Source organism: Cryomorphaceae bacterium, from assembly GCA_017798125.1.
Classification (GTDB): domain Bacteria; phylum Bacteroidota; class Bacteroidia; order Flavobacteriales; family ECT2AJA-044; genus ECT2AJA-044.
Genome location: CP059070.1, coordinates 1,640,634 through 1,661,891, shown reverse-complemented (window position 1 = coordinate 1,661,891; position 21,258 = coordinate 1,640,634). Strand labels below are relative to the sequence as shown.

Sequence of the window (21,258 nt, the reverse complement as noted above, 5' to 3'; positions counted from 1 at the left end):
TAGTGAATTCATTTTGAGGCGCCTAAAGTACAAATTCGTAACTTGGTTTCGCGCTATTCAAAACCTCAACCACATGAAAGCTTTAAGAATTATTCTCATCGTACTCCTTGTGTTATTTGGAGTATTTGTCATTTTGAACGCGGCCTTGCCTAAGAATGTGCAAGTGAGTCGCGAGCTGGTGATGGACGACAGTCCAGAGGCCATTTATGCTCAAATTAGTGACGTGCAAAACTGGCAGAATTGGTCTGTTTGGTACGAAATCGATCCCAACGCGGAGTATGAATACAGTGACCCCAGTAGCGGGGTTGACGCTTGGTACAGTTGGAACAGTGAAGACCCCAACCTCGGAGTTGGCAAGCTGACCATTGTCGAAACAGAAGAGCCAAGAGCCATGCGCACGCGTATCGAATTCGAAGGAATGGGCGGCGTAGACGGATCCTGGTCCTTGACCCCTATGGAAGAGGGTACCAAGGTCGTTTGGACCGCGGACATGGAATTTCCGTTCTTCCAACGCTGGGTTGGAATGATTATGGACGGTGCTTTAGGACCTCAGTTTGAAGGAGGCTTGGCGAATATTGACTCAGTGGCCAGCGCTGCTGGTGAAGCGGCGGCAGCAGACTATGGTTTTGAAGAAGTAGAATTCGACGAAATCATGGTGTACTACGTCTCTATGGATGAAGTGCCTATGACTGACATCTCTGCAAAAATGGGCGAAGGCTTTGGCGCTATAATCGGCTGGCTAGGTGAAGATGCTGCCAATATGGATTATCCCATGTGTGAGTACACCCTTTGGGACGAGGAAAACGGCATTTGCACATTCCGGACCATGGTGTCTGTAGAGACCGACAAAGCCGCTAGTCCTCCTGTGATGGAAGGCACCTTGATTGGAGGCCGATACATGAAAGGAGTGCACATGGGGGCATATGAAGACATGATGGGTATTTATTTGGCTGCTGACGACCATATCGAAGATATGGGATGGGAACTCGTTGGAGGCCCTGTGGAGCAGTACATCACGGATCCAGCCATGGAACCCGACACGTCAAAATGGATTACAAACATCTTCTGGCCAATTGCAGCGGAAGGTGACAATATTGAAAGCTAAGCCTAAACCGAAAAAAGTTTCATAGCGCAGAAATCCCGCCTTCACGGCGGGATTTTTCTTTTTCTGAACCCTTGCTTAGGATTGAGGGTTAAGCCTCTATGCATCGCAAAAAGCACCTACCCCAAAAAGACTGCCTAGTCTGTGGTAAGCCCTTCTCTTGGAGGAAAAAATGGGCCGATGATTGGGAATCGGTCAAGTACTGCAGTGAGCGATGCCGAAGGAATAAGAATAACGCCGAATACAAGGCTAAATTTCAATGACATGCGCGCTCTAATCTGGTTCAGAAATGACCTTAGGATACACGATCACGAAGGCCTTTACAAAGCCTCCATGGACCACCGCGAACACATCGGACTGTACTGCTTTAAACCTGCTCAGTTTGGAGAAACGACGTCAGGACTCCCAAAGACCGGCGCTTTCCGCGCGCAATTTGCCATTGAAAGTGCTATTCAATTGCGCTATAATCTTCAGACACTGGGTGGTGATTTGATCGTACGACAGCAGGACCCTGCAGAAGTCATTGCTCAAATACATGAACAAAGCCCGCTCGATGTCATCTATTTTGAATCCGAGAATACATTTGAAGAACAGGAGGAAGAAGAAGCCGTTCGCGCCTTGGGTATTCCCATGGAATCCTATTGGGGTAAGACCCTCGTTCATCCAGAAGATGTGAATAAGGGAATTGAGAGACTTCCCAATGGGTTTACCTCATGGAGGAAACGGCAAGAGGCCCACTGGACCATTCGAAGCGAATTCCCGAGGCCGCGTCAACTTTTCTTTCCCGATACTTTGGCCATTGGTCCAATCCCTACCCTAGATGATCTTGGACTCGAGGCCCAGGAACCGGACGCTCGAGGAGTCCTTACATTCAAAGGTGGAGAAAGTGAAGCCCTTACACGTCTTCAGCATTATTTCTGGGACGCCAATGAGCTCAGGAGATACAAGGAGACGCGAAATGGACTTCTCGGGCCCGACTATTCCAGTAAATTTTCTCCGTGGCTCGCCAATGGAAGCCTTTCGCCGCGTCGCGTGTACTCTGAAATCCTTCGGTACGAAGAGCAAGTCGAAAAGAATGAAAGCACGTATTGGATGATCTTTGAATTGCTTTGGCGAGATTTCTTTCGCTTCAAAAGCATGAAACTCGGAGCTGGATTCTTCAAATATCCCATTCGAGGCAGGATTAAAAACCCATGGGGTCTGTCTGAATTTCGAGCGTGGACCGCTGGAGAAACAGGGGTTCCATTCGTGGATGCAAACATGAAGGAATTGGCGGCCACAGGATTCATGAGTAATCGAGGCCGACAAAACGTAGCGAGCTACCTCATCAACGACCTGCGCGTCGACTGGACCCTCGGGGCGGAATGGTTTGAAAGCCTATTAATTGATTACGATGTCGCCAGCAATTATGGTAACTGGACCTACCTAGCCGGCAATGGAGCTGATCCAAGGGGACAGCGGTACTTCAACATACCGAAGCAAGCGTCGATGTACGATCCAGTTGGAGCATACCAGGCCCATTGGCTCGAGGATTAATTACCCTCTGGGCTTCAACGGTCTTATTTCCAAATCTACCGGGAAGTAGTTGTGGTGCGTCTGAAGCAATTCAACCACGCTCTTGGCAACATCTTGAGGGCGCATCATGTTTTCGTTGGCCTCGATCATGTCGATATCGTCGAAGAAGCTCGTATTCACACTTCCTGGGTATACCGTACTCACTTTAATCCCAAAATCTCGAAGCTCTTGATACCAACTGTGGCTAATTCCCCGAACGGCGTGCTTTGTTCCCACGTATCCACTGAAGCCTTTAACCCCATTCAAACCCGCTATTGAGCTAATATTAACGATATGCCCCTGCCCTAGCGCTTTCATGCCCGGAAGCAGGTTTCGCGTCACTTCGAATAGGCCTAGAACGTTTACGCGAAACATCCCTTCCCAATCACTCCAAGACTGCTCGTCAAGGTTTCCATAAACGCCGTATCCCGCATTATTCACAAGAAAAGAAATGTCACGACCTACACGTTCAAAAGTCTCTTGGGCAGCATTTTGAATAGAAGCTTCGTTTCCGACATCGCACGAAACAAAATGAAAATGATCGTGCTCCATTTGCGGCTCAGTCCTGCCCCAGCCAACAACCACAGCTCCTTTGTCCAGCAATTGCTTTACCAATTCCAAGCCAATTCCCTTGCTTACTCCAGTGACCACACCAATTTTGCCTTGTAGTTCCATGCGTTTCTTATTTTCGAAGGTCAACGAACTCAGAAAGCAAAGGTTTACAAAGGTGAAAACCTTTAACCGGCTCACGAGTTAGACCTCAAAGGACCTTTTGTGAACTACTGCTCTCATTGTGGATCGAGTCGCTTGGATTTCACCATCCCGGAAGGGGATAATCGTCTTCGCTTTGTATGCCAAAATTGCGGACGAATTCACTACCAGAATCCACGTATGATTGTAGGTTGCCTCCCCTTGTGGAAAGGACACATTTTATTGGCCAGAAGAAACATCGAACCCCGATTTGGACTTTGGAACCTTCCAAGCGGATTTTTGGAAAACGGTGAAACTGTGGAAGAAGGCGCGCTGCGAGAACTGCACGAGGAGACACATGCAACTGGCCGAATTATAAGACCACACGCGGTCTATAACCTGCCGCACGCCAATCAGGTATATCTTCATTTTTTGGTGGAACTGGATTCAGATCATTATGAATTGACTCCCGAGTCCTCAGAAATCGCCTTCTTCTCTCCGGAGAATATTCCATTCGAGGATATGGCCTTTAGCTCCAGTACGTTTTCGATTAAGAAACACTTAGAATACCCCGATGGGCCTGCTTCAGGCGTGCACATCGGTGCTTATACCAAAACATTTTAAATGGAATCACTTTCCCTTGAATATCGCATACGCGAACCACTCGTTAAAGCAAAAACCCCACCCCTTGTCATCATGCTTCATGGTTATGGGGCCGATATGAACGATCTCTTCACTTTTGCGAACGAGATGCCTCCTCACGTCTTGGTCATCAGTGTCCAAGCCCCTCACCGATTACCTTGGGGTGGTTATGCCTGGTGGCCCTTGGAAATGGATCCGAATGGCGGCATCAAAAGAGATCCAGAGCAAGCCCAAAAGGCCGTACAGTTGGGACGAGGGTTCATTGAAGAGGTCGAAGAGCACTTCACCTTTGATCCCGAGCAGTTCTTTCTTCTTGGCTTCAGTCAGGGCGGAATGATGAGCTATGGCTTGGCACTCTCCGATCCCGAAAAATACTCTGGGGTCATGGCCCTTAGCTCCTACTTAATGCCTGGAATCATTGGCAAACTGCCTACGGCAGGATCTCCACTTCCGCCCTTTTTCATCAGTCATGGAACGCAAGACCAAGTTTTGCCAGTTCAAGGTGGACGTGAAAGCCGGGATCGATTGGAAGATTGGGGCGCAGATGTAGTCTACAAAGAATACCCAATGCCTCACGGCATTAATCCGGATAATCTAAGAGACCTTTTGGATTGGCTGAATCGACGATTGAAAGGATAATCACGGATTATTATGACCTGCCGCGTTCTATTCCCTCTTTATATCGACTAATGGCTCGTTCCCGAGCCATTTTATGCTCGACGATTGGCGTGTAGGTTAATTCTTGAAATTCGGGCACCCACTTCCTGACATAGGCTAATTTCGGGTCAAACTTTTTCATTTGGAGTTCGGGGTTGAACACCCTGAAATAAGGTGCAGCATCCACACCGCTACCAGCCGCCCATTGCCAACCACCATTGTTACTGGCCAGCTCAAAGTCCATGAGCTTTCGAGCGAAATAGGCCTCACCCCAACGCCAATCAATCAAAAGGTGCTTGGTCAGGAAGGACGCGACAATCATTCTCACTCGGTTGTGCATGAATCCAGTCGCATTGAGCTCACGCATTCCCGCGTCTACAATGGGATATCCCGTTCTGCCTCGGCACCATCGATCGAAGTGCTCCTCGTTGTTTTCCCACTCGATAAAATCGTACTCAGGTCTGAATGCTTTTCCGTCGACTTGCGGAAAATGGTAGATGATGGCCTGGTAAAAATCCCGCCAAATCAACTCGTTCAAATACTTTTCATTAAGCGCTAATGCGCTTTTGGTCAGGGATCGGATACTCACTGTTCCGAAGCGAAGATGCACGCTCATGCGAGTGGTTCCACGCATGGCGGGAAGGTCTCTTGTCTCGTGGTACTGAGATACAATATCTTCGTCTAGCCTTCGACTGGGTATTTCAAGCGAGCTCGGAATAAAGCCCATATCATTCAAGGATATGGCTTGCGAAGGAGGCATCTGATTAAGCCCGCTAAGATTGCTTTCTGACGTGAACGGGGCAAGGTGATCTTCAGTCAACTGCTTCTTCCACAATCGGCTATATGGGCTATAAACCACATAAGGTGTACCATCACCTTTGACCACTTCATCTTTCTCGAATATGACATGGTCCTTTACCGCCTCAAAAGAAACTTCGTTCTCGCTGCACAATTGGGCTATTTCACGATCCCGATCACGGGCATAAGGCTCGTAGTCCTCATTCGCATATACCTTGGCGACGGGATATTCCTCGAGCCACTTGGACCAAACCTCATGAGGCGTTCCATAACCAATGAGCAAAGTTCCACCCGCTTCTTCGTATTGTTCTTTTACGCGCAGAACTTCATTGTGAATAAAAGTCACACGCCCGTCGTCTTTATCCTCTAGCTTATCGAGAATTGAACGATCAAAGATGAAAACAGGGATGGTAGGCTCATCGGCCCGTAGGGCCAGATACAATCCGTGATTATCTTCTATGCGAAGGTCACGGCGGTGCCAGAAAAAATTGACAGGACTCAATGCTCCTGATTTTGCTTGTTGAAGTTGAGTTCGCGAAGGTCTTCGTAGGGCCGTGCGTAAGATAAGCGGGCGATCTTCTCAGTAGTCAAGTAAGCGTCAAGTCCACTCCCTGTGACGGTTCCCGCAGCGTGTAAGTCGATAAAACCATCCATACCCACCGCATTCTTGGGAAGAATTACTTCTACAACTTCCCCAACAATCATGATGGTGTGATTGGCTTGGATGTTGTAGCGTTCGCGAAAGCGCAAACCAATTTTTATTCGAGACTCGGCGACATAAGGCGCTTTCATATTTTCCGAAAAATACGGGGTTAGACCCGTCATTTCGAACTCGCTCTGTGTGCGGGTATATTTCGCCGCTGTTTGATGCGCCGAAGCCACGATGTCCTCATGGATATGGTTGAAGGTGTACTCGTTTTGCTCTATAATGTTGGTCAAGGTATGACGGGGCACCGTAGCGGGGCGAATAATCATACCCATCAAAGGTGGGTTACTTCCCAAATGAAATACCGAGTTGAAAATGGCCAGGTTGGGCTTTTCGCTCTTGCTGCACGATCCACACAGATTTACACTTTTGAATCCAGTTAGGGAATTGAAAAAGTGTGCGCGGTACCTGCGCTCCATTTGTGGAAAATCATCCGATGTAAAACTGAGTTCGTCCATGTTGGTTAGAGGGGTCTCAAGGCCGACATTCCGCCGTCTACTTGCATTATTTGTCCGCTGATCCAGCTCGAGTCTGTTCCGAGAAGGAAGCGCGTGGCTGCGGAGCTATCCTCCGTGCTACCCACTCTTTTCAGTGGGTGGCGGTCGGAGCTGGCTTCGCGTTTTTTATCGTTGTTGAGCAACCGATCCGCAAGCGGTGTGTCGACCAAACTTAAAGCGATGGCGTTCACGCGAATCTTGGGTGCAAATTCAGCAGCCAAAGAACGGGTTAGACCCTCAATGGCTCCTTTACTCGATGAAATACTGGCGTGGAAGGGCATCCCAGTTTGGACGGCCACCGTACTGTACAAGACAATAGAGGCGTGTTCCGAATTCTTGAGTCGCGGAAGAGATTGTTGTATACTGCGCACCGCACCAAAGAAATTCACTTCCATTTCGTCGCGAAAAACACGCTCGCGGAGCATGTGAAATGGCTTCAAATTAATCGTCCCAGGTGCGTAGACCAATCCATCCAGCACTTCAGGAAGATCATTTAAACTAGCTTCTTCATCGGTCACATCAAAAGACTGCCAGTGGACGCCAGACAGGCCTTCAAGACCTCCTTCGCTTCTGCTCGCTGCCCAGATTTGGTGTCCTTCTTGAAGCAGATCCTTTACAACCTTCAAGCCCGTCCCTGAACTTCCGCCTATGATGAGGTAATGAGCCATTACTTTTTGCTTCTGAGTTCGTCCATTTGCTTGGCAATTTCTTCTGCTTCAGCGGTCAATTGACCGGCCTTAAGCACGTCGCCTCCTCGCTGAACATCCCGAGCTTCTTCCAGCTTCGCTTTGTAAGCTTTCTCTAGCTTCTTGATGGGATCTGATTTGAATAGTCCAAACATATCAGTCGAGGTATTTAAGGAATTCGTTTTGTGTACGCTCGGTTTTAAACGCTCCACTGTAATGCGAAGTAACTGTTGCGCTGTTTACATCTTCAATCCCGCGGGTACTTACACACATATGCTCCGCGTCTATGATTACTGCCACGTCTTCCGTCTGAAGAACGCGTTTTAGCTCATCTGCAATTTGCTCCGTTAGGCGCTCTTGTACTTGAGGTCGTTTTGCGAAGTACTTCACGATGCGATTAATCTTACTCAATCCGATCACCTTCCCATTGCTCTTGTACGCCACATGCGCTTTCCCGATAATGGGCACAAAGTGATGCTCGCAGTACGAGTGTAAGGTGATGTTCTTTTCTACGAGCATTTCGTCGTACCCGTATTTGTTTTCAAACAGCTTAACCTCCGGCTTATTCGCTGGATTCAAACCGCTAAACACTTCTTTGATATACATCTTGGCCACACGGCCAGGAGTTCCTTTCAGACTGTCATCGGAACGATCTAGTCCCATGATGTCCATGATTTTGCCGAAATGAAAGGCAATCTGCTCGATCTTCTCTTCATCCGTTGCATCAAAGGCATCTTCGAGCATCGGAGTATCCTTGCTCGTTCCTACATGGTTATCCCCAATGAAATCCTCATCTGGTTCAACCACTGTCAATATTTCTTCCGCCAGGCGAACGGCACCATTGTGGTATCCGTTATTTTCCGTCGTATTCGACGAAATTCCGTTGCGTTTCATACAGGGTCACTTTTAGTTCATATTGCTCATTGATCCTTGCTCGGATCCTGCGCCAAATGACTACGGCAATGTGCTCGGCCGTCGGAATTAGTTCCGCAAACTCAGGCACATCCAGATTTAGGTTTTTGTGGTCAAAAGGTTCTTCCACTTCTGTGCGGATAATATCCTTTAAGACCTTCATGTCAATGACGTAACCCGTTTCCGGGTCAATCTCCCCCTTTACACTGACAATTAAGTCGTAATTATGGCCGTGATAGTTATCGTTCGCACACTTACCAAAAAGCTGTCTATTTCGTTCATCGTCCAACTTAGGATTGTATAGGCGATGAGCCGCATTGAAATGCGCTTTACGATGTACTGTAACCTTCATTGATCAATCAAGTTCTTGCTCCGCTCAACTCTTGCATGTGCTCATGAAAGGGTTCAAAGCATATTTTAAACCACTCGGTAAAGCGTTCTGGATGGCTTTGTATCTCAAGGCTCACTTCGTCTAGACCCACCCATCGAAAATCTGCGACCTCTGCTGAATTCACAATAGGATCTTCATTGTAGTAACCCAACAAAACATGGTCGAGTTCGTGTTCTGTGAGTTCGTTGTCTAGCTCAGCTCGGTAAATGAACTTGAATAAACGTTTAAGTGGAGTTGTGAATCCCATTTCTTCTATGAGTCTTCTTTCTCCCGCGACTAGAACTTGTTCGTCTGGTCTTGGATGACTGCAGCACGTATTCGTCCACAGACCACCACTGTGATACTTCTCATGAGCACGCTGCTGGAGCATTAATTCTCCCCGGTCGTTCAATACAAAGGCAGAGAATGCTCTATGGAGGACTCCTTTGCGATGAGCTTCCATTTTCTCCATTCGGCCCAATGCTTGGTCCTGTTCGTCAACGAGTACGACTTCTTCTACCTTCATAGCAAGTTCATGCGATAACGGAAGTAGGTTCCAACCATGAGGCCATACTTCTTTGTATTCGGGATGCGAACACGTTCCTGCATGATGACCATGGGTTCTGTGTTCCTAATTTTTTCAAACAAGCGCGTATAGTACATGTAGGCCAGATATACTCCGAACCGCGCTTTTCTCGGTAATTCTTTAATTCCCTCTAAGGCCTCTTTAAAATCTGCTTCAATATCAGCCTCGATCTCTTGTTTGCTCATTTGGTCAAACATCTCGAGGTTTACGTCGGGAAAGTAGCTTCGACCAAGCTTCTCATAATCCGCCTTTAAATCCCGCAGAAAATTGACCTTCTGAAAAGCTGAACCCAGCTTCATTGCCGGTGCCTTTAGTCTTTGGTACTCTGCTTCATCTCCGTTGAGGAAAACCCTTAAGCACATCAGTCCAACTACCTCAGCCGATCCCAAAATGTACTCTTCAAAACTGCTCTGATCATATTCGCGATCTTCTAAATCCATTTCCATGGAATGCAGGAAGGCATCAATGAGTTCGCGCTCAATACTATAGCGATGAACGACCTCTTGAAAACTGTTCAAGATGGGATTCAGACTGATTCGTTCCTCCAATGCCTGATAGGTCTCTAATCTGAACCGATCGAGGAGCTCTTTTTTGTCAAAATCATGGAAACTATCGACAATTTCGTCAGCAAAACGCACGAATCCATAAACCGCATAAATAGGATCATGAAGCTCTGAACTCAGCAAACGGATCCCCATAGAAAAAGAGGTGCTGTAAGAGCGTGTAACGATTTTACTGCAGCGCAAGCTGACTTGATCATACAAAGCTTTCATCCAAATCTTTTTTTAGGTCCTTTACCACCTCTCCCGCAACAACCTGGCCGCTAATTAAACTGGGAGGAACACCTGGCCCAGGCGTAGTAAGCTGTCCTGTAAAGTACAAGTTCTTAATTTTCTTACTCTTCATGGCCGGTTTGAGAATGGCTGTCTGGTCAAGGGTGTTGGCCAGACCATAAGCATTGCCTTTAAAGGCGTGATAGTCTTCAACAAAGTCTTTATGGGCGTAGGAGCGCTGATAAACGATATGGTCACGGACATTCTGACCCGTCAACCGCTCTAACCGCTCCAAGACGATTTCTAAGTATTTCTCTCGCACCTCAGGCCCATCTTCCAATCCAGGTGCCGTAGGGATAAGAATAAAAACATTCTCCATACCCTCAGGAGCACTGTCAGGGTCTGTTTTGCTTACGGCGCTGACGTAGAAAAGAGGTTTCGATGGCCATTTTGGGTTTTCATAAATCTCCTTGCCGTGCTCTTCTAGGCTCTCGTCAAAGAACAACGTATGATGCAACACACCATCAAGAGGTTTGTCCAACCCAATGTAGTACAACAAGCTACTTGGGGCCATTTTTCTCTTACTCCAGTACTTTTCGTTGTACATTCTACCCTCTGGAGGGAGTAAATTCTGTTCTACATGGTGGTAATCCGCTCCGGCCACGAATACATCCGCTTCATACACTTGTTCGGTCGTATATACTCTATTTGCGCGCCCTCCATGAATGGCAATTCGGGTAACTTCTTGATCACACAAGATTTGAACACCCTTTTCTTCAGCTAATGAGACCATCGCTTTGACAATCTCATACATCCCTCCTTTTGGATACCATGTTCCTCCAACCATGTCAGCGTAATTCATGAGGCTGTATAAGGCAGGAGTATCTTTGGGCATTGCTCCCAAGAACAGCACTGGAAACTCGAGTAAGGATCTGAGTTTTGGATGACTGAATTTCTTGTGAATGACCTTTTGAATGGAACTGAACAACTGCAACTGGACAACTCCTTTTGCAACGCGCCAATCAGCGAATTCGAGCAAGGATCGACCGGGCTTCCGAACTAGATCATTAATACCTACTTCGTATTTATAGGCAGCATCACTTAAAAATGACTTAAGCTCCGCGGCACTGCCAGACTCAATTCTATCGAACATGTCAAAAAGCTCTTCGATCTCAGCGCTTAAATCGACAAAATCATTTTCACCGAAATAAACCCTATATGAAGGATCGAGTCTTTCTAACTGATAGTAGTCGGATACTTTTTTTCCAAACGTCTGAAAGTATTGCTCAAAAACATCCGGCATCCAATACCATGAAGGCCCCATGTCAAAAGTGAAACCGGCGGCTTCAAATTGTCGAGCACGGCCGCCTGGCTGACTATTCTTTTCAAGAATGGTCACCTCGAATCCCGCCTCAGCAAGGTGCGTTGCTGCAGACAAGCCGGCAAAACCGGATCCTATGACAATGGCTTTTTGGGACATGTAATTCTTAGTAGCGGTAGTCTTTCAACTTCTCCATGAGCTTTTTACGGGCCAAGAAGATTCGACTCTTTACGGTACCCAATGGAATGTTCAAGATCTCTGCTATCTCTTCGTACTTATACCCTTCGTAGTGCATCATAAAGGTATCTACGTAGTTCTTGTCCACGGATTGGATTTGCTCCATTAAATAATTCTGATTGACGACAGAATCAGTTTTGGACTCCTTATTCGCTTCCTTTTGATTTAGGAAGTAGTTGTTATCTGTACTGTCGACAAAAGTGTTACGAGACTTTTGCTTGCGATACTTATTAATAAAGGTATTCCGCATGATGGTATACAACCACCCTTTGATGTTTGTCCCGGGCATGTATTTGTCTTGATTCGCGATGGCCTTAAGGAAGGTATCTTGAGTCAAGTCATTGGCTTCTTCGACATCTTTAGTCAAATTCATGGCCAGACGCTTGAGGAATTGCGTGTGATCAACCATGAGATTTCCAAATTCTGCAGTTGTCATTATTTCAAGAGGTTTGTTTAACGTTTACAATCCAAAATTAAACAAGAAACTTCAAACCACCATGGATTGTGGAACTTATTTAACACTTTGTTAAACATTTTATTTTTACCCCTGATTTTCAGCTACTTACGTTCTTTCATTTCTTTTCGAAACTTTAATATGTAACTTTATGGCTGATTTTTAACTTCGTTAGTCCAGGAATTAGAGTAACCATGATCGATTTAAAAGAAACCCAACGCCTTAAAGAACAACTGGAAGCGAACCCAAGTGATTTCGCAGCAATTATTGAAAACACCCCTTTGGCAATTTGTATTACCAACGAGCTTGGAAACTATTCCGCGGTCAATCAAAACTACTTGCGCTTGTACGGGTACGAGGAATCCGAGATGGTCGGATCATCCTTTCTCATGGTTGTACCAGAGAATGATCAAGATAGGCTGCAAGATCTGCACGACATCTTCATGAAGCTTAAAGACGAGATTTTTAGAAACTGGGAAGTCCAGCACAAGGATGGCCACACCTTTAAAATCTCGGCAGATGCTGGTTTTTCCCCAGATATACTAGGGAAGCCACATAAAGTCACCTTCATATGGCCAGAAGAAGAACATGATCAAAAGCGCATGCAGGCTTAGTGGATCACCTCAACAAGGTGACGGAGGGAGTCAATAATAGTTACGTTACCCGGGCGATCTAGATCGTGTAAGAAGGATACATTACCCGAAATTATAATAGACTCAGAGGGAAAAGTCTCCGCCAATTGATTGATGTATTCCTGACTTTCCTCCTGGCTTGCAGGTTCCGTTAAGAAGGTCATCAAGGCGTGCGGTGATGTTATCTCCGCTACAGATTTCAAGTCTTGAAAAGGGATATCTTGCCCCAAGTAGATACACTGCTTTCCTTTACTCTTTAGTATATAGGTGGACAACAGCGTCAAGAGCTCATTGAACTCAGACTCCGGTAAGAAGAGCAGGAATTTTTCATTGTCTCCCGTCGCGAGTGGAATAGCATCAATTGCTACCAGCACCTTTTGACGAATGAGGTTCGTGATGAAGTGTTCTTGTGCGCAACTCACCTCACCCGTGCGCCACATTATCCCAATGCGCTGAAGAAAAGGATAGATTAACTCCAGGATGGTTCCTTCGAAGCCGCGCTTCAGCAGGCTCGTAGAGAAGATCTTCTCAAATTTGAGCTCGTCCAATTCCAACATGGCCATGATAAGGCCATTGATCTTCACTTTTATCGCCTCTGAAGAAGCTTCGTTTTCAAAGCGCTCATATATGGAGCGAACTTCTTGATTAAACTCTTCAGAACTGTATTTCGCGATTTTCGAAATCTTATGGCCGTTGTTGGCGAGAAGACTGATGTTGAGCAAGTGCTTTAGCTGCTCTTCATCATAAAACCGGATGTTACTATCTGTTCTTTCAGGGTTTAATAGGCCATAGCGCTGCTCCCACACCCGAATGGTGTGTGCCTTTATTCCGGAGAATTTCTCCAAATCTTTGATGGAATATGTAACCATCAGCGCTTTTTTGTTCAAGTTTAGTTCAACAAAATTAGACAAATGCCTATGTATCACCAACAACCATCGAAAAAAAACGTTCACATTGGCTTGTGAAAAAGTATAATACCTTCTGATTATCAACACCTTAACTTAGTGTTGAAAAGACAATAAGTATTTGTTTAAGGCAAGAGTACAGAAGAAATACGGAGTTCTGGGTTCCGAATGGTATTCGAATCAGTCAGAGTCAGCAGGAAAGACAGTAGAGCATCTCGATCTTCGACATTCAGCTGAAACCCCTTGATTTTAGGATCCAAATGCTGATTGCTATTGCCTTTGGTTGCGTAATGATCGAGGACTTCCCCCAGGGTTTGCACCTCACCGTTGTGGAAGTACGGTTTGGTGAAAGCTAGGTTTCTTAAGGTGGGGGTTTTGAACTTTCCGCGATCAAGAGAGTCCAGCGTCACCCTAGATCGTCCAGGGTCATTATCGCCCCAAGACCAAATCCCGGTATTGTGAAAATCTAAGTCTGTGAAAAGTGGAGGTGTATGGCAATTCGAGCAGGCAAGGCTATCGGAAAGGAACAACTCCTCCCCCCTGAGCTCCAAGGGGGAAAATTTAGCTCGGCCCCTTTGGACTTGATCCCATTTACTTTGGGCTGAGATTAATGAACGCTGATAAGCCCCCAATGCTCGGGTGATGCCGTACATGTCAGGTTCCTTTCCGAATACTCCATTGAATCGTTGGCTGTAATAGGCATCGCGCCGTAGGCGCAAAAGAAGCGTATCCAAACGCATGTTCATTTCATCCGGATTCTCCAGAGGGGCAAGCACTTGCTTTTCCAAACTCGTGGTTCCACCGTCCCAGTGCCAAGAGGTGAAGAAGCCCACATTTAAAAGCGAAGGCGGATGGCGAAAAAAACGGGTCCCTTCCGTTCCCATGACCAAGGCCTCTTCAACCGTCCAGGCGTGATCGGGCTGGTGGCACGTTCCGCAGCTGACATTGCCCTGTCGACTGAGCATCGGCTCAAAAAAAAGCTCTTTTCCAAGGGCAGCCCGTTCGGGATTCCAAGGATTATCATCGACCTCCGAGATGGAAGGCCATGAAGAAGGGATTTCGGGACGTGCTAGTTCAGGCGAAGGCCGTCGAGCACAAGAACCGAACAAGGTGATGATGCCAAGCCCAAAGAAGAGGACGCCTTTCATCAATTACTCCACGCTGAAGCTCGCGGCGGCGTTATCAGTGATGCGACGTGCGAGCTCCATATTGTCCATGGTATGGGTTGCATCATCGACAAATACATCAATAGGATCTTCAGCACGATATAGGACATTCTGAAGATCGAAATTCAAGTCAATGGTATACTGACCTTCTCCGCTGACATCTAAATTCAGCGCTATACTCTCAAGCTCGCGATAAAGGGTATCCGTTCCTGTATGGTAAACGAGGAGATGGTCGAAATTATCGGACTGCGTGCTGTCTACACGCCCTTCGTAAATGAGGAATCGGTACTTGGACGCCCAGGTCCAGTACATGTTTTGAACAGCGCTCAAGGGGTGCTCTGCATCAAACATAGCAGGGTCGCTGGCATTTACATCCTCTGGCAGGCCGAGAGACATTTCCAATGCGGTGTACTTACCTTGTGGAACTTCGAAATCAAAGGTGTAAACCTCGTTCTCCGAATCGACCAAGACAACATCGGATAGACTGCGGCGCGCACCGCAATCGCAGACTAAGGTCAAATTGGAGAGGTACATTTTAATTTTGGATACTTGGTGGTCCGCTCCGTTGTATGCAAAGCTTTCATTCAAGCCAATGTCATTGCCTTGAGCTTTAAAATTAACGCGAAGGGTTACCGACCCATCTTCGGGATCATTATCCTTATCGCAAGAGGAGAAGAAAAGCGAAGTAGATAAAAGAGCAGTGAGGAGAATTAATCTTTTCATTTTGAGTAGTGATCTAGTAATCGTTCTTAAAAAAGAACGTGTGTCTTCTTAGTAACGTTGGGAAAGTACAAAAGTGTTGCGTGTAGGTCAGTACCAAGAGTCACGTTTGGCTGGCTCATTGCTTTCCCCATCACCGATTTGCCCCATCAAGTTGAATTCTGGAGTCTGCTCAATGGAATGCATGATCTGATCTAGGATGTCTTCTACCGGGGCGTCATAGTCGATATCCAGCGGCTCCTTGACCTGGACCTTGAGCTGAACATTGCGCCCTTTTAAGAGAATACCCTTCTTATCGAATGCACGTCGAAAACCGTCAATAGTAATAGGCACCACTATGGGTCTAGTGTTTCGAATAAGATGCGCTGTGCCCTTTCTTCCGGCAACAAAGGGCTTGGTGGTGCCTTGTGGGAAAGTGATAACCCAGCCGTCACTGAGGGCCTTTGAAATATTGTCGGGATCCTTTTGATCCACCTCGCGCTGAATTTCTTGGCCTTTTTCTCTCCAGGTTCGCTTGACCGAAATGGATCCAGCGAGCTTAAAGATTCGCGGTAGCAGACCGCTTTCCATGGTTTCTTTTGCAGCAACGAAATACAGTCGAAGGACTGGATTAAGCAGAAAAATCGGATATTTGATGGTGTTGCGAAACCCCCATCGGGCCGAGGAAAAAATGTGGAAGAACGCCGCAACGTCAGCGTAGTACGTCTGGTGGTTTGAAACAAAAAGGACATTTTTCTTGGGCAGGGCTTTCAGGATTTCTGAGCCCCGAATCAAGGTCTTGTTTCGGATATTGAAGCGAGGGTAGGTGTAGATTCCGAAAACCAGAATCATCAGCCGCTTGAGAATCAGAGGATTTCCGAACCGGTCAACAAACAGATGGCGCAACTTCAAATGGACTGCTTTTGATTCAGTACATCAAAGATATAGCTTTTTTCATGGCTACTCCTTGAAGCCGGACCGCTCCAAGGCCACGGAAAGCTCCGCCAGCATCATTCCCGTGGCTCCCCATATCACGTGACCATCATATTGGTATGCCGGGACCTTCATGTTGCCGTACCTTGTTGTGACCGGATGATATCCCACATTTTGAGCACCCATAATCACGCTCAAAGGCATTTCAATCACCTCGGCCACTTCACCCACTTCGGGAATCCAATTTCGTGGACCATCAATTACCCCCACAAAGGGATGGACTAGAAAATTACTGGGTGGAATATAAAGTTGAGAAAGGGCGCCTAAGTGATCGATGCGCTCGGGAAGAAGCCCTACTTCTTCGCGGGTCTCCCGAATCGCCGTTTCTTGAAGATTGAGATCGGCCTTCTCGTGTTTTCCGCCAGGAAAGGCAATTTGGTCACTGTGTACTCCGGGATAAGAGGGTCTTTTAATGAGTACGGTATGCCAGGTGGATTGGTCCTGAAAAAGAAGGACCATAACTCCCGCGTGGCGGGCATTCAAGTCCGCAAGTTCTTCTGGGCTTGGAGGTATTCGATCCCCCAAGGCTAAGAGGTTTTGTGCCTCATAGCCTGGAGGATCAGTATTGAGTAATGTTCTGAGCTGTTCTATCAAACCGCGAACTGTGTGTCACCGGTCAGATGTTTGTAATTGGCCACAACCCATTCTTTTAAATGGATCGCTTCCTCGCGACTGACCCAAGTCAGGCTTTTTTTGAGCTCCTTACGAAACAATCGAGCATCAAAACTCACCTTGTGCAGGATGAGCTTAGCGTACTCGAGTCGAGACGTCTTTTTATTCATGTTGCGTAGTGTTTGTGGTGTGACAAAGAACGTGTATTCAGGTATTCCCAAAATGCTCTTTAATTTATCGAAAAATTAAATCGATTTCGAAGTCCCCGATTAAATCTTATTAACCACCAACGTCGAGTAAGCTGAACTAAGTATGTAGAAGCACGTTCAAAGTGCATGAAGGTCGTTTTAACCGGAGCAAACGGATACATAGGTCGGCGTTTGTTGGATCGCTTGGTTCGACAAGGCCACGAAGTGTACTGTTTTGTGCGAAGTCGAAATCGACTCATGCTCTCTCCATTTTTGGAAGACCGAGTCCACGTTTTTGAGACTGACTTTTTACGACCACTTGATCAGCCCGACCTACCGCGTGAATTCGACGCCGCGTACTACCTCGTGCACAGCATGACCAGCAGTACCAACAACTTTGCCTATCTCGAAGAACAGTCGGCCCACCACTTTATTGACTACATCAACGACACCAGTTGTCGACAACTCATATATCTGGGAGGCATCTACAATGCCCAGGAGCTTTCTGACCACCTAGAGAGTCGTCAGAATGTCGAGCGGATTCTTTCATCGGCCCGCAGGGCCAAACTCACCGCCTTAAGGGCAGGGATCATTGTGGGCAGCGGCAGCGCGAGCTTCGAAATCATTCGGGACCTAGTAGAAAAACTCCCGGCCATGGTCGCTCCCAAATGGCTCAACACGCGGTGTCAGCCCATTGCGATTCGAGACGTGCTGGCCTACCTCAGCGGGGTTTTGGGCGTGGAAGAAACCTATGGAAACAGCTACGACATTGGAGGACCCGATATTCTAACCTACAGAGAAATGCTGCTGCAATGCGCGGAGGTTCGCGGGATGAAGCGATGGATCTGGACGGTACCGGTAATGACTCCTAAACTCAGTTCCTACTGGCTGTATTTTGTGACGCGCACCAGTTATAAATTGGCCATTAACCTCGTTGACTCCATGAAAGTTGAGGTGGTCGCGGAACCGAATAACCTAGATGAATTCGTTCCCGGTAAGCGACTTCACTACAAGGAAGCTGTTGATTTGGCCTTCCAGCGCATCAAGCAGAACGAGGTAGTAAGCAGCTGGAAAGATGCGGTGACAAGCAGTCTGGAACGAGACGACCTGCACGAGCATGTGGAAGTTCCGACCTACGGATGCTTTATCGATAAAAAGGTACGGGTCTTGGATCAACCCGGGCCAAGCGTAAAGAAGAATATTTGGAGCATCGGAGGCGAAACGGGCTGGTACTACGGAAACACCCTTTGGCGCTTTAGAGGCTTTTTAGACAAACTTGTTGGCGGGGTCGGATTACGGCGTGGACGTCGAAGCGCGAAGGATTTGTGGGAAGGAGACGCATTGGATTTCTGGCGTGTTCTGATTGCGGACGAACAGCGCATCCGGTTGCTCCTCTATGCAGAAATGAAATTGCCCGGAGAGGCCTGGTTGGAATGGAAGATTATTCAGGACGGGGAGAATCAAATTTTGGAACAGACAGCCACTTTTCGTCCGTGGGGGCTTCTGGGTAGACTCTATTGGTATGCCGTACTCCCCTTCCACTATTTCGTCTTCAACGGAATGATCGATGCCCTGAGCACAAAAAGAAGCACGCCAGACGCGAACCATTCGTGAAGAATGTTGTTCCCGATACGTGGATCAGGATGAACTTCATACACCATGTTTTCCTTTAGGCATGTTTCTCTTACCCGGAGAACAAACCTATCTACATTTATTTGAACCCCGGTACAAACAGCTCCTACACGACGTCCTTTCGGGCGATCGCGTCTTTATAATACCCTACGTTCAAAACGGAAAAACCACGCATTTAGGAACCCGCGTCAAGGTTCGCAAAGTGGTCAAGACCTATGTGGGTGGAGAAAGCGACATCCTCATAGAGGCCACCGAAGTTGTTCGTATGCTCAAGATAGAAGATCAATTGGAGGATCGACTCTATCCCGGCGGCGTTGTCCGGAATCTTCGTCTGCAATCTGAGGAATCAGTAGGAACAGAACTACTGGAGCGATTCAAAGAGTTCGAACTCAATCGCGGAAATACTCGAGAAGGCTACGATTATCTACCCACGGTCGACCTCTACTCTATTGCTTCCAGCCTGAATTTGAGTGCGGAAGACAAGTTTCGATTGATTCAGTTGAGCTTCAAGCAAAAGCAGCAGTTTCTCGTCAAGCAAATTGAATACCTCGATTTGCTCCACACGCAGGAAGACCAGATCTTCAAGAACATCTACTTGAATTAGTAGGGCGTTCCTTCAGCTCGTTCATTCTTAAACGCCCTGAGGTACCATTCAAATTCGGTCAGTACCCGATCAGCTCTTCGTATATAAGCCTCATCTAAGGCCTGCCCTTCCTCGTCGAAGCTCTGCCCCACCTTGCTTATCGGCAAGGAAGACGGAATACTGATCATTCCCAATTCACCGGTAACAGCCCGTAAATGAGGCTCCACTCGGATCCCCCCAAAGGGACCTGCCGAATAGGTGACCAATAAGCTTGGCTTGAAATAATACTCCTTTTGAAAATGGTCCAGCACATTCTTCAAAGCAGGAGGAATACTGTGGTTGTATTCCGCCGAAACCAAGACAAACCCATCCGAAGCTTCCAAATGGTTATGAATGGATTCAAGAGGCTCTGGCGCCGGTTCATCGCGATACTCCTTATACATCTTTCGGAGCAGTGGAAGCTCCTTTTCCAGCGGATCGATAAGGTTTACTTCATGTCCGCGCTCGCGAAGTTGTGTCTGCAGAAATAGCGCAGCACGGAGGCCTTGTCTTTTGTCACGGGTGGATCCGTAGAACACTGTAATGACCATGGTTCAGGTTTTTCCGGAAGATATAAAGAAAGGAAGAAGCGCTTGGCCCTACGGGCCGATAAAAAGGGCGCGGGCCGATCAACTTGTGAAGGGCCCGTGTCCTCATCCGCGTGCAAGAAATCTTTTTTGAGTTCGCCATTGGCCTCCAGGCCCGTCCTTGCAGCACGAATCACCTAACGTATGTGATGTAATCTCTATTGATTACTTTAACGAATGTATAAGGAATTACGGGAATTGGTAATGACAAAAGTCAACTCTTGAAGAACATTCAGCAGGTTTTAGACGAACTAGACGAGATCATAGCTCGGAGTAGCGCAGACCAGTCGGCGCATGGTTTTTTTGCCACACTTTATCGACAGGTCACAGCGGATGTCGCTCGTGGAATTGCAGAGCAACGCTTCGAAGACAACGCACGCATGGAAGAGTTGGATGTTGTATTTGCCCAGCGCTATTTGGACGCCTACAACAGCTATCAAAGCGGAGACCCCTGCACGGAATCTTGGCGCGTCGCTTTTGATGCTGATCGGGCCCGCCGCAGTATTCTCTTGCAGTATCTTATGCTGGGCATGAACGCACACATCAATCTCGATCTGGGGATTGCCGCCTCTCAAGTCATGAAGGACCAACCCATAAATTCCTTAAAAAAAGATTTCGATCGAATCAACGAACTCCTCGCCGCACGAGTTGACGAAAGTCAAGATAAAATAGCTAGGCGCAGCTGGCTGTTCGGTCTTTTGGATCGATGGATGAAAAATTCTGATGAATGGCTAGCCAAGTTCAGCATCAATGCTGCCCGAGACGGCGCCTGGGCTTTTGCCGAAGAACTTCACCAACAAGCCCAAAAGGAAGCCCTGATAGAATCCCAAGATCAGCGCATCGCTGAAATCGGCCATTTTATTGAGGTTCCCGAAGGCCGTGTCCGATGGCTCCTGAGGCTTATAAAATGGACCGAGAACCAACGCTTGCCCTGGAACGATTGATATCGGGCAATTTCCGGACTGCTATCGTGCGGCACAGGACTGGCATAGGACCACTGCTCCATCTAGATTTACCCTAAAAAAGATGGACTACTTTACGTACACGCAAAAACTCGACGCCTTCAAACGCCTTGCCCAGCTTCAAGCCACAGGGACTCCTCGAGAAGCGGCCAACCGGCTAAACCTTTCCGAACGAACCATCAAGCGAATGGCCAGCCGCCTCCGACAAAATGGAACTCCAATTTTTTTCGACCGCGGCATACAATCTTACATCTTGCCGGAGTTTTCTTAAAGCG

General features: G+C 47.3%; 28 protein-coding genes. 10 read left to right on the top strand and 18 right to left on the bottom strand.

The window, feature by feature from the left end; translation table 11 throughout:
- The first annotated feature begins 73 nt into the window (after positions 1-73).
- From HZ996_07110 to HZ996_07100, 3 genes are all read left to right on the top strand, one after another.
- Positions 74-1,105: an SRPBCC family protein gene (locus HZ996_07110; GenBank protein QTN38917.1), complete on the top strand. Its 1,032-nt coding sequence runs from the start codon at positions 74-76 to the stop codon at positions 1,103-1,105.
- A 98-nt stretch (positions 1,106-1,203) separates the two neighbouring features.
- Positions 1,204-1,365, top strand: a complete 162-nt coding sequence (locus HZ996_07105; protein ID QTN38916.1) for a DUF2256 domain-containing protein — start codon at positions 1,204-1,206, stop codon at positions 1,363-1,365.
- A 1-nt stretch (position 1,366) separates the two neighbouring features.
- Positions 1,367-2,638, top strand: coding sequence for a DASH family cryptochrome (locus HZ996_07100; GenBank protein ID QTN38915.1), 1,272 nt, complete (start codon positions 1,367-1,369; stop codon positions 2,636-2,638).
- Here HZ996_07100 and HZ996_07095 read toward each other — a convergent pair whose 3' ends face one another.
- Complete coding sequence (locus tag HZ996_07095; GenBank protein QTN38914.1) at positions 2,639-3,331, bottom strand: SDR family oxidoreductase; 693 nt, start codon at positions 3,329-3,331, stop codon at positions 2,639-2,641. It abuts the gene before it with no gap.
- A 99-nt stretch (positions 3,332-3,430) separates the two neighbouring features.
- On the opposite strand from HZ996_07095, the gene HZ996_07090 reads away from it, so the two are divergent.
- Positions 3,431-3,970 carry an NUDIX hydrolase gene (locus tag HZ996_07090; protein ID QTN38913.1) on the top strand — a complete coding sequence of 180 codons (540 nt, stop codon included), beginning with the start codon at positions 3,431-3,433 and terminating at the stop codon, positions 3,968-3,970.
- Positions 3,971-4,627 (top strand): phospholipase, encoded by a 657-nt coding sequence (locus HZ996_07085; GenBank protein ID QTN38912.1) that lies wholly within the window; start codon positions 3,971-3,973, stop codon positions 4,625-4,627.
- Between the two features lie 10 nt (positions 4,628-4,637).
- Here HZ996_07085 and HZ996_07080 read toward each other — a convergent pair whose 3' ends face one another.
- The 10 genes from HZ996_07080 to HZ996_07035 are packed head-to-tail and all read right to left on the bottom strand — an operon-like array spanning position 4,638 to position 11,967.
- On the bottom strand, positions 4,638-5,945 hold the full coding sequence (locus HZ996_07080; GenBank protein ID QTN38911.1) for a deoxyribodipyrimidine photo-lyase: 1,308 nt from the start codon (positions 5,943-5,945) through the stop codon (positions 4,638-4,640).
- Positions 5,942-6,607, bottom strand: a complete 666-nt coding sequence (locus tag HZ996_07075; GenBank protein QTN38910.1) for a flavin reductase — start codon at positions 6,605-6,607, stop codon at positions 5,942-5,944. Before HZ996_07075 ends, HZ996_07080 begins: the two co-directional genes overlap by 4 nt.
- 5 nt (positions 6,608-6,612) lie before the next feature.
- Entirely contained in the window at positions 6,613-7,314 is a 702-nt protein-coding gene (locus tag HZ996_07070; protein QTN38909.1) for an SDR family oxidoreductase, read from the bottom strand.
- Positions 7,314-7,487: a Lacal_2735 family protein gene (locus tag HZ996_07065; protein ID QTN38908.1), complete on the bottom strand. Its 174-nt coding sequence runs from the start codon at positions 7,485-7,487 to the stop codon at positions 7,314-7,316. Before HZ996_07065 ends, HZ996_07070 begins: the two co-directional genes overlap by 1 nt.
- Position 7,488: 1 nt before the next feature.
- Positions 7,489-8,226 (bottom strand): GTP cyclohydrolase I FolE, encoded by a 738-nt coding sequence (gene folE / locus HZ996_07060; protein QTN38907.1) that lies wholly within the window; start codon positions 8,224-8,226, stop codon positions 7,489-7,491.
- On the bottom strand, positions 8,186-8,596 hold the full coding sequence (locus tag HZ996_07055) for a 6-carboxytetrahydropterin synthase (GenBank protein ID QTN38906.1): 411 nt from the start codon (positions 8,594-8,596) through the stop codon (positions 8,186-8,188). Before HZ996_07055 ends, folE begins: the two co-directional genes overlap by 41 nt.
- A 7-nt stretch (positions 8,597-8,603) precedes the next feature.
- A complete protein-coding gene (gene idi, locus HZ996_07050) occupies positions 8,604-9,140 on the bottom strand; it encodes an isopentenyl-diphosphate Delta-isomerase (protein QTN38905.1) in 537 nt (178 codons plus the stop codon).
- Positions 9,137-9,973, bottom strand: coding sequence for a phytoene/squalene synthase family protein (locus HZ996_07045; GenBank protein ID QTN38904.1), 837 nt, complete (start codon positions 9,971-9,973; stop codon positions 9,137-9,139). Before HZ996_07045 ends, idi begins: the two co-directional genes overlap by 4 nt.
- The gene (gene crtI, locus HZ996_07040) at positions 9,957-11,453 is read right to left on the bottom strand and encodes a phytoene desaturase (protein QTN38903.1); all 1,497 of its coding nucleotides are present in this window, start codon (positions 11,451-11,453) and stop codon (positions 9,957-9,959) included. Before crtI ends, HZ996_07045 begins: the two co-directional genes overlap by 17 nt.
- Before the next feature lie 7 nt (positions 11,454-11,460).
- A complete protein-coding gene (locus HZ996_07035) occupies positions 11,461-11,967 on the bottom strand; it encodes an RNA polymerase sigma factor (protein QTN38902.1) in 507 nt (168 codons plus the stop codon).
- Positions 11,968-12,179: 212 nt separating this feature from the next.
- Between HZ996_07035 and HZ996_07030 the strand changes: the two genes are divergently transcribed.
- Complete coding sequence (locus HZ996_07030) at positions 12,180-12,599, top strand: PAS domain S-box protein (protein ID QTN38901.1); 420 nt, start codon at positions 12,180-12,182, stop codon at positions 12,597-12,599.
- Here the strand turns inward: HZ996_07030 and HZ996_07025 are convergent.
- The 6 genes from HZ996_07025 to HZ996_07000 form a co-directional block, all read right to left on the bottom strand.
- Complete coding sequence (locus tag HZ996_07025) at positions 12,596-13,486, bottom strand: MerR family transcriptional regulator (GenBank protein QTN38900.1); 891 nt, start codon at positions 13,484-13,486, stop codon at positions 12,596-12,598. The two genes, HZ996_07030 and HZ996_07025, sit on opposite strands and share 4 nt — an antisense overlap.
- A 161-nt stretch (positions 13,487-13,647) precedes the next feature.
- Positions 13,648-14,670, bottom strand: coding sequence for a methylamine utilization protein (locus HZ996_07020; protein QTN38899.1), 1,023 nt, complete (start codon positions 14,668-14,670; stop codon positions 13,648-13,650).
- Between the two features lie 3 nt (positions 14,671-14,673).
- The gene (locus tag HZ996_07015; GenBank protein ID QTN38898.1) at positions 14,674-15,411 is read right to left on the bottom strand and encodes a hypothetical protein; all 738 of its coding nucleotides are present in this window, start codon (positions 15,409-15,411) and stop codon (positions 14,674-14,676) included.
- Between the two features lie 87 nt (positions 15,412-15,498).
- Positions 15,499-16,299 carry a 1-acyl-sn-glycerol-3-phosphate acyltransferase gene (locus tag HZ996_07010; protein ID QTN38897.1) on the bottom strand — a complete coding sequence of 267 codons (801 nt, stop codon included), beginning with the start codon at positions 16,297-16,299 and terminating at the stop codon, positions 15,499-15,501.
- Between the two features lie 48 nt (positions 16,300-16,347).
- Entirely contained in the window at positions 16,348-16,974 is a 627-nt protein-coding gene (locus HZ996_07005) for a CoA pyrophosphatase (GenBank protein QTN38896.1), read from the bottom strand.
- Entirely contained in the window at positions 16,971-17,162 is a 192-nt protein-coding gene (locus HZ996_07000; protein ID QTN38895.1) for a hypothetical protein, read from the bottom strand. Before HZ996_07000 ends, HZ996_07005 begins: the two co-directional genes overlap by 4 nt.
- Positions 17,163-17,327: 165 nt before the next feature.
- Between HZ996_07000 and HZ996_06995 the strand changes: the two genes are divergently transcribed.
- A complete protein-coding gene (locus HZ996_06995) occupies positions 17,328-18,794 on the top strand; it encodes an SDR family oxidoreductase (protein QTN38894.1) in 1,467 nt (488 codons plus the stop codon).
- Between the two features lie 61 nt (positions 18,795-18,855).
- Positions 18,856-19,416 carry a hypothetical protein gene (locus tag HZ996_06990; GenBank protein ID QTN38893.1) on the top strand — a complete coding sequence of 187 codons (561 nt, stop codon included), beginning with the start codon at positions 18,856-18,858 and terminating at the stop codon, positions 19,414-19,416.
- Here the strand turns inward: HZ996_06990 and HZ996_06985 are convergent.
- Positions 19,413-19,985, bottom strand: coding sequence for an NAD(P)H-dependent oxidoreductase (locus HZ996_06985; protein ID QTN38892.1), 573 nt, complete (start codon positions 19,983-19,985; stop codon positions 19,413-19,415). The genes HZ996_06990 and HZ996_06985 overlap by 4 nt on opposite strands.
- Before the next feature lie 257 nt (positions 19,986-20,242).
- Here HZ996_06985 and HZ996_06980 point away from each other — a divergent pair, with 257 nt between their 5' ends.
- Both HZ996_06980 and HZ996_06975 read left to right on the top strand, forming a co-directional pair.
- The gene (locus HZ996_06980) at positions 20,243-20,965 is read left to right on the top strand and encodes a hypothetical protein (protein ID QTN38891.1); all 723 of its coding nucleotides are present in this window, start codon (positions 20,243-20,245) and stop codon (positions 20,963-20,965) included.
- 82 nt (positions 20,966-21,047) lie between these two features.
- Positions 21,048-21,254 (top strand): hypothetical protein, encoded by a 207-nt coding sequence (locus HZ996_06975; GenBank protein ID QTN38890.1) that lies wholly within the window; start codon positions 21,048-21,050, stop codon positions 21,252-21,254.
- Positions 21,255-21,258: the final 4 nt, after the last annotated feature.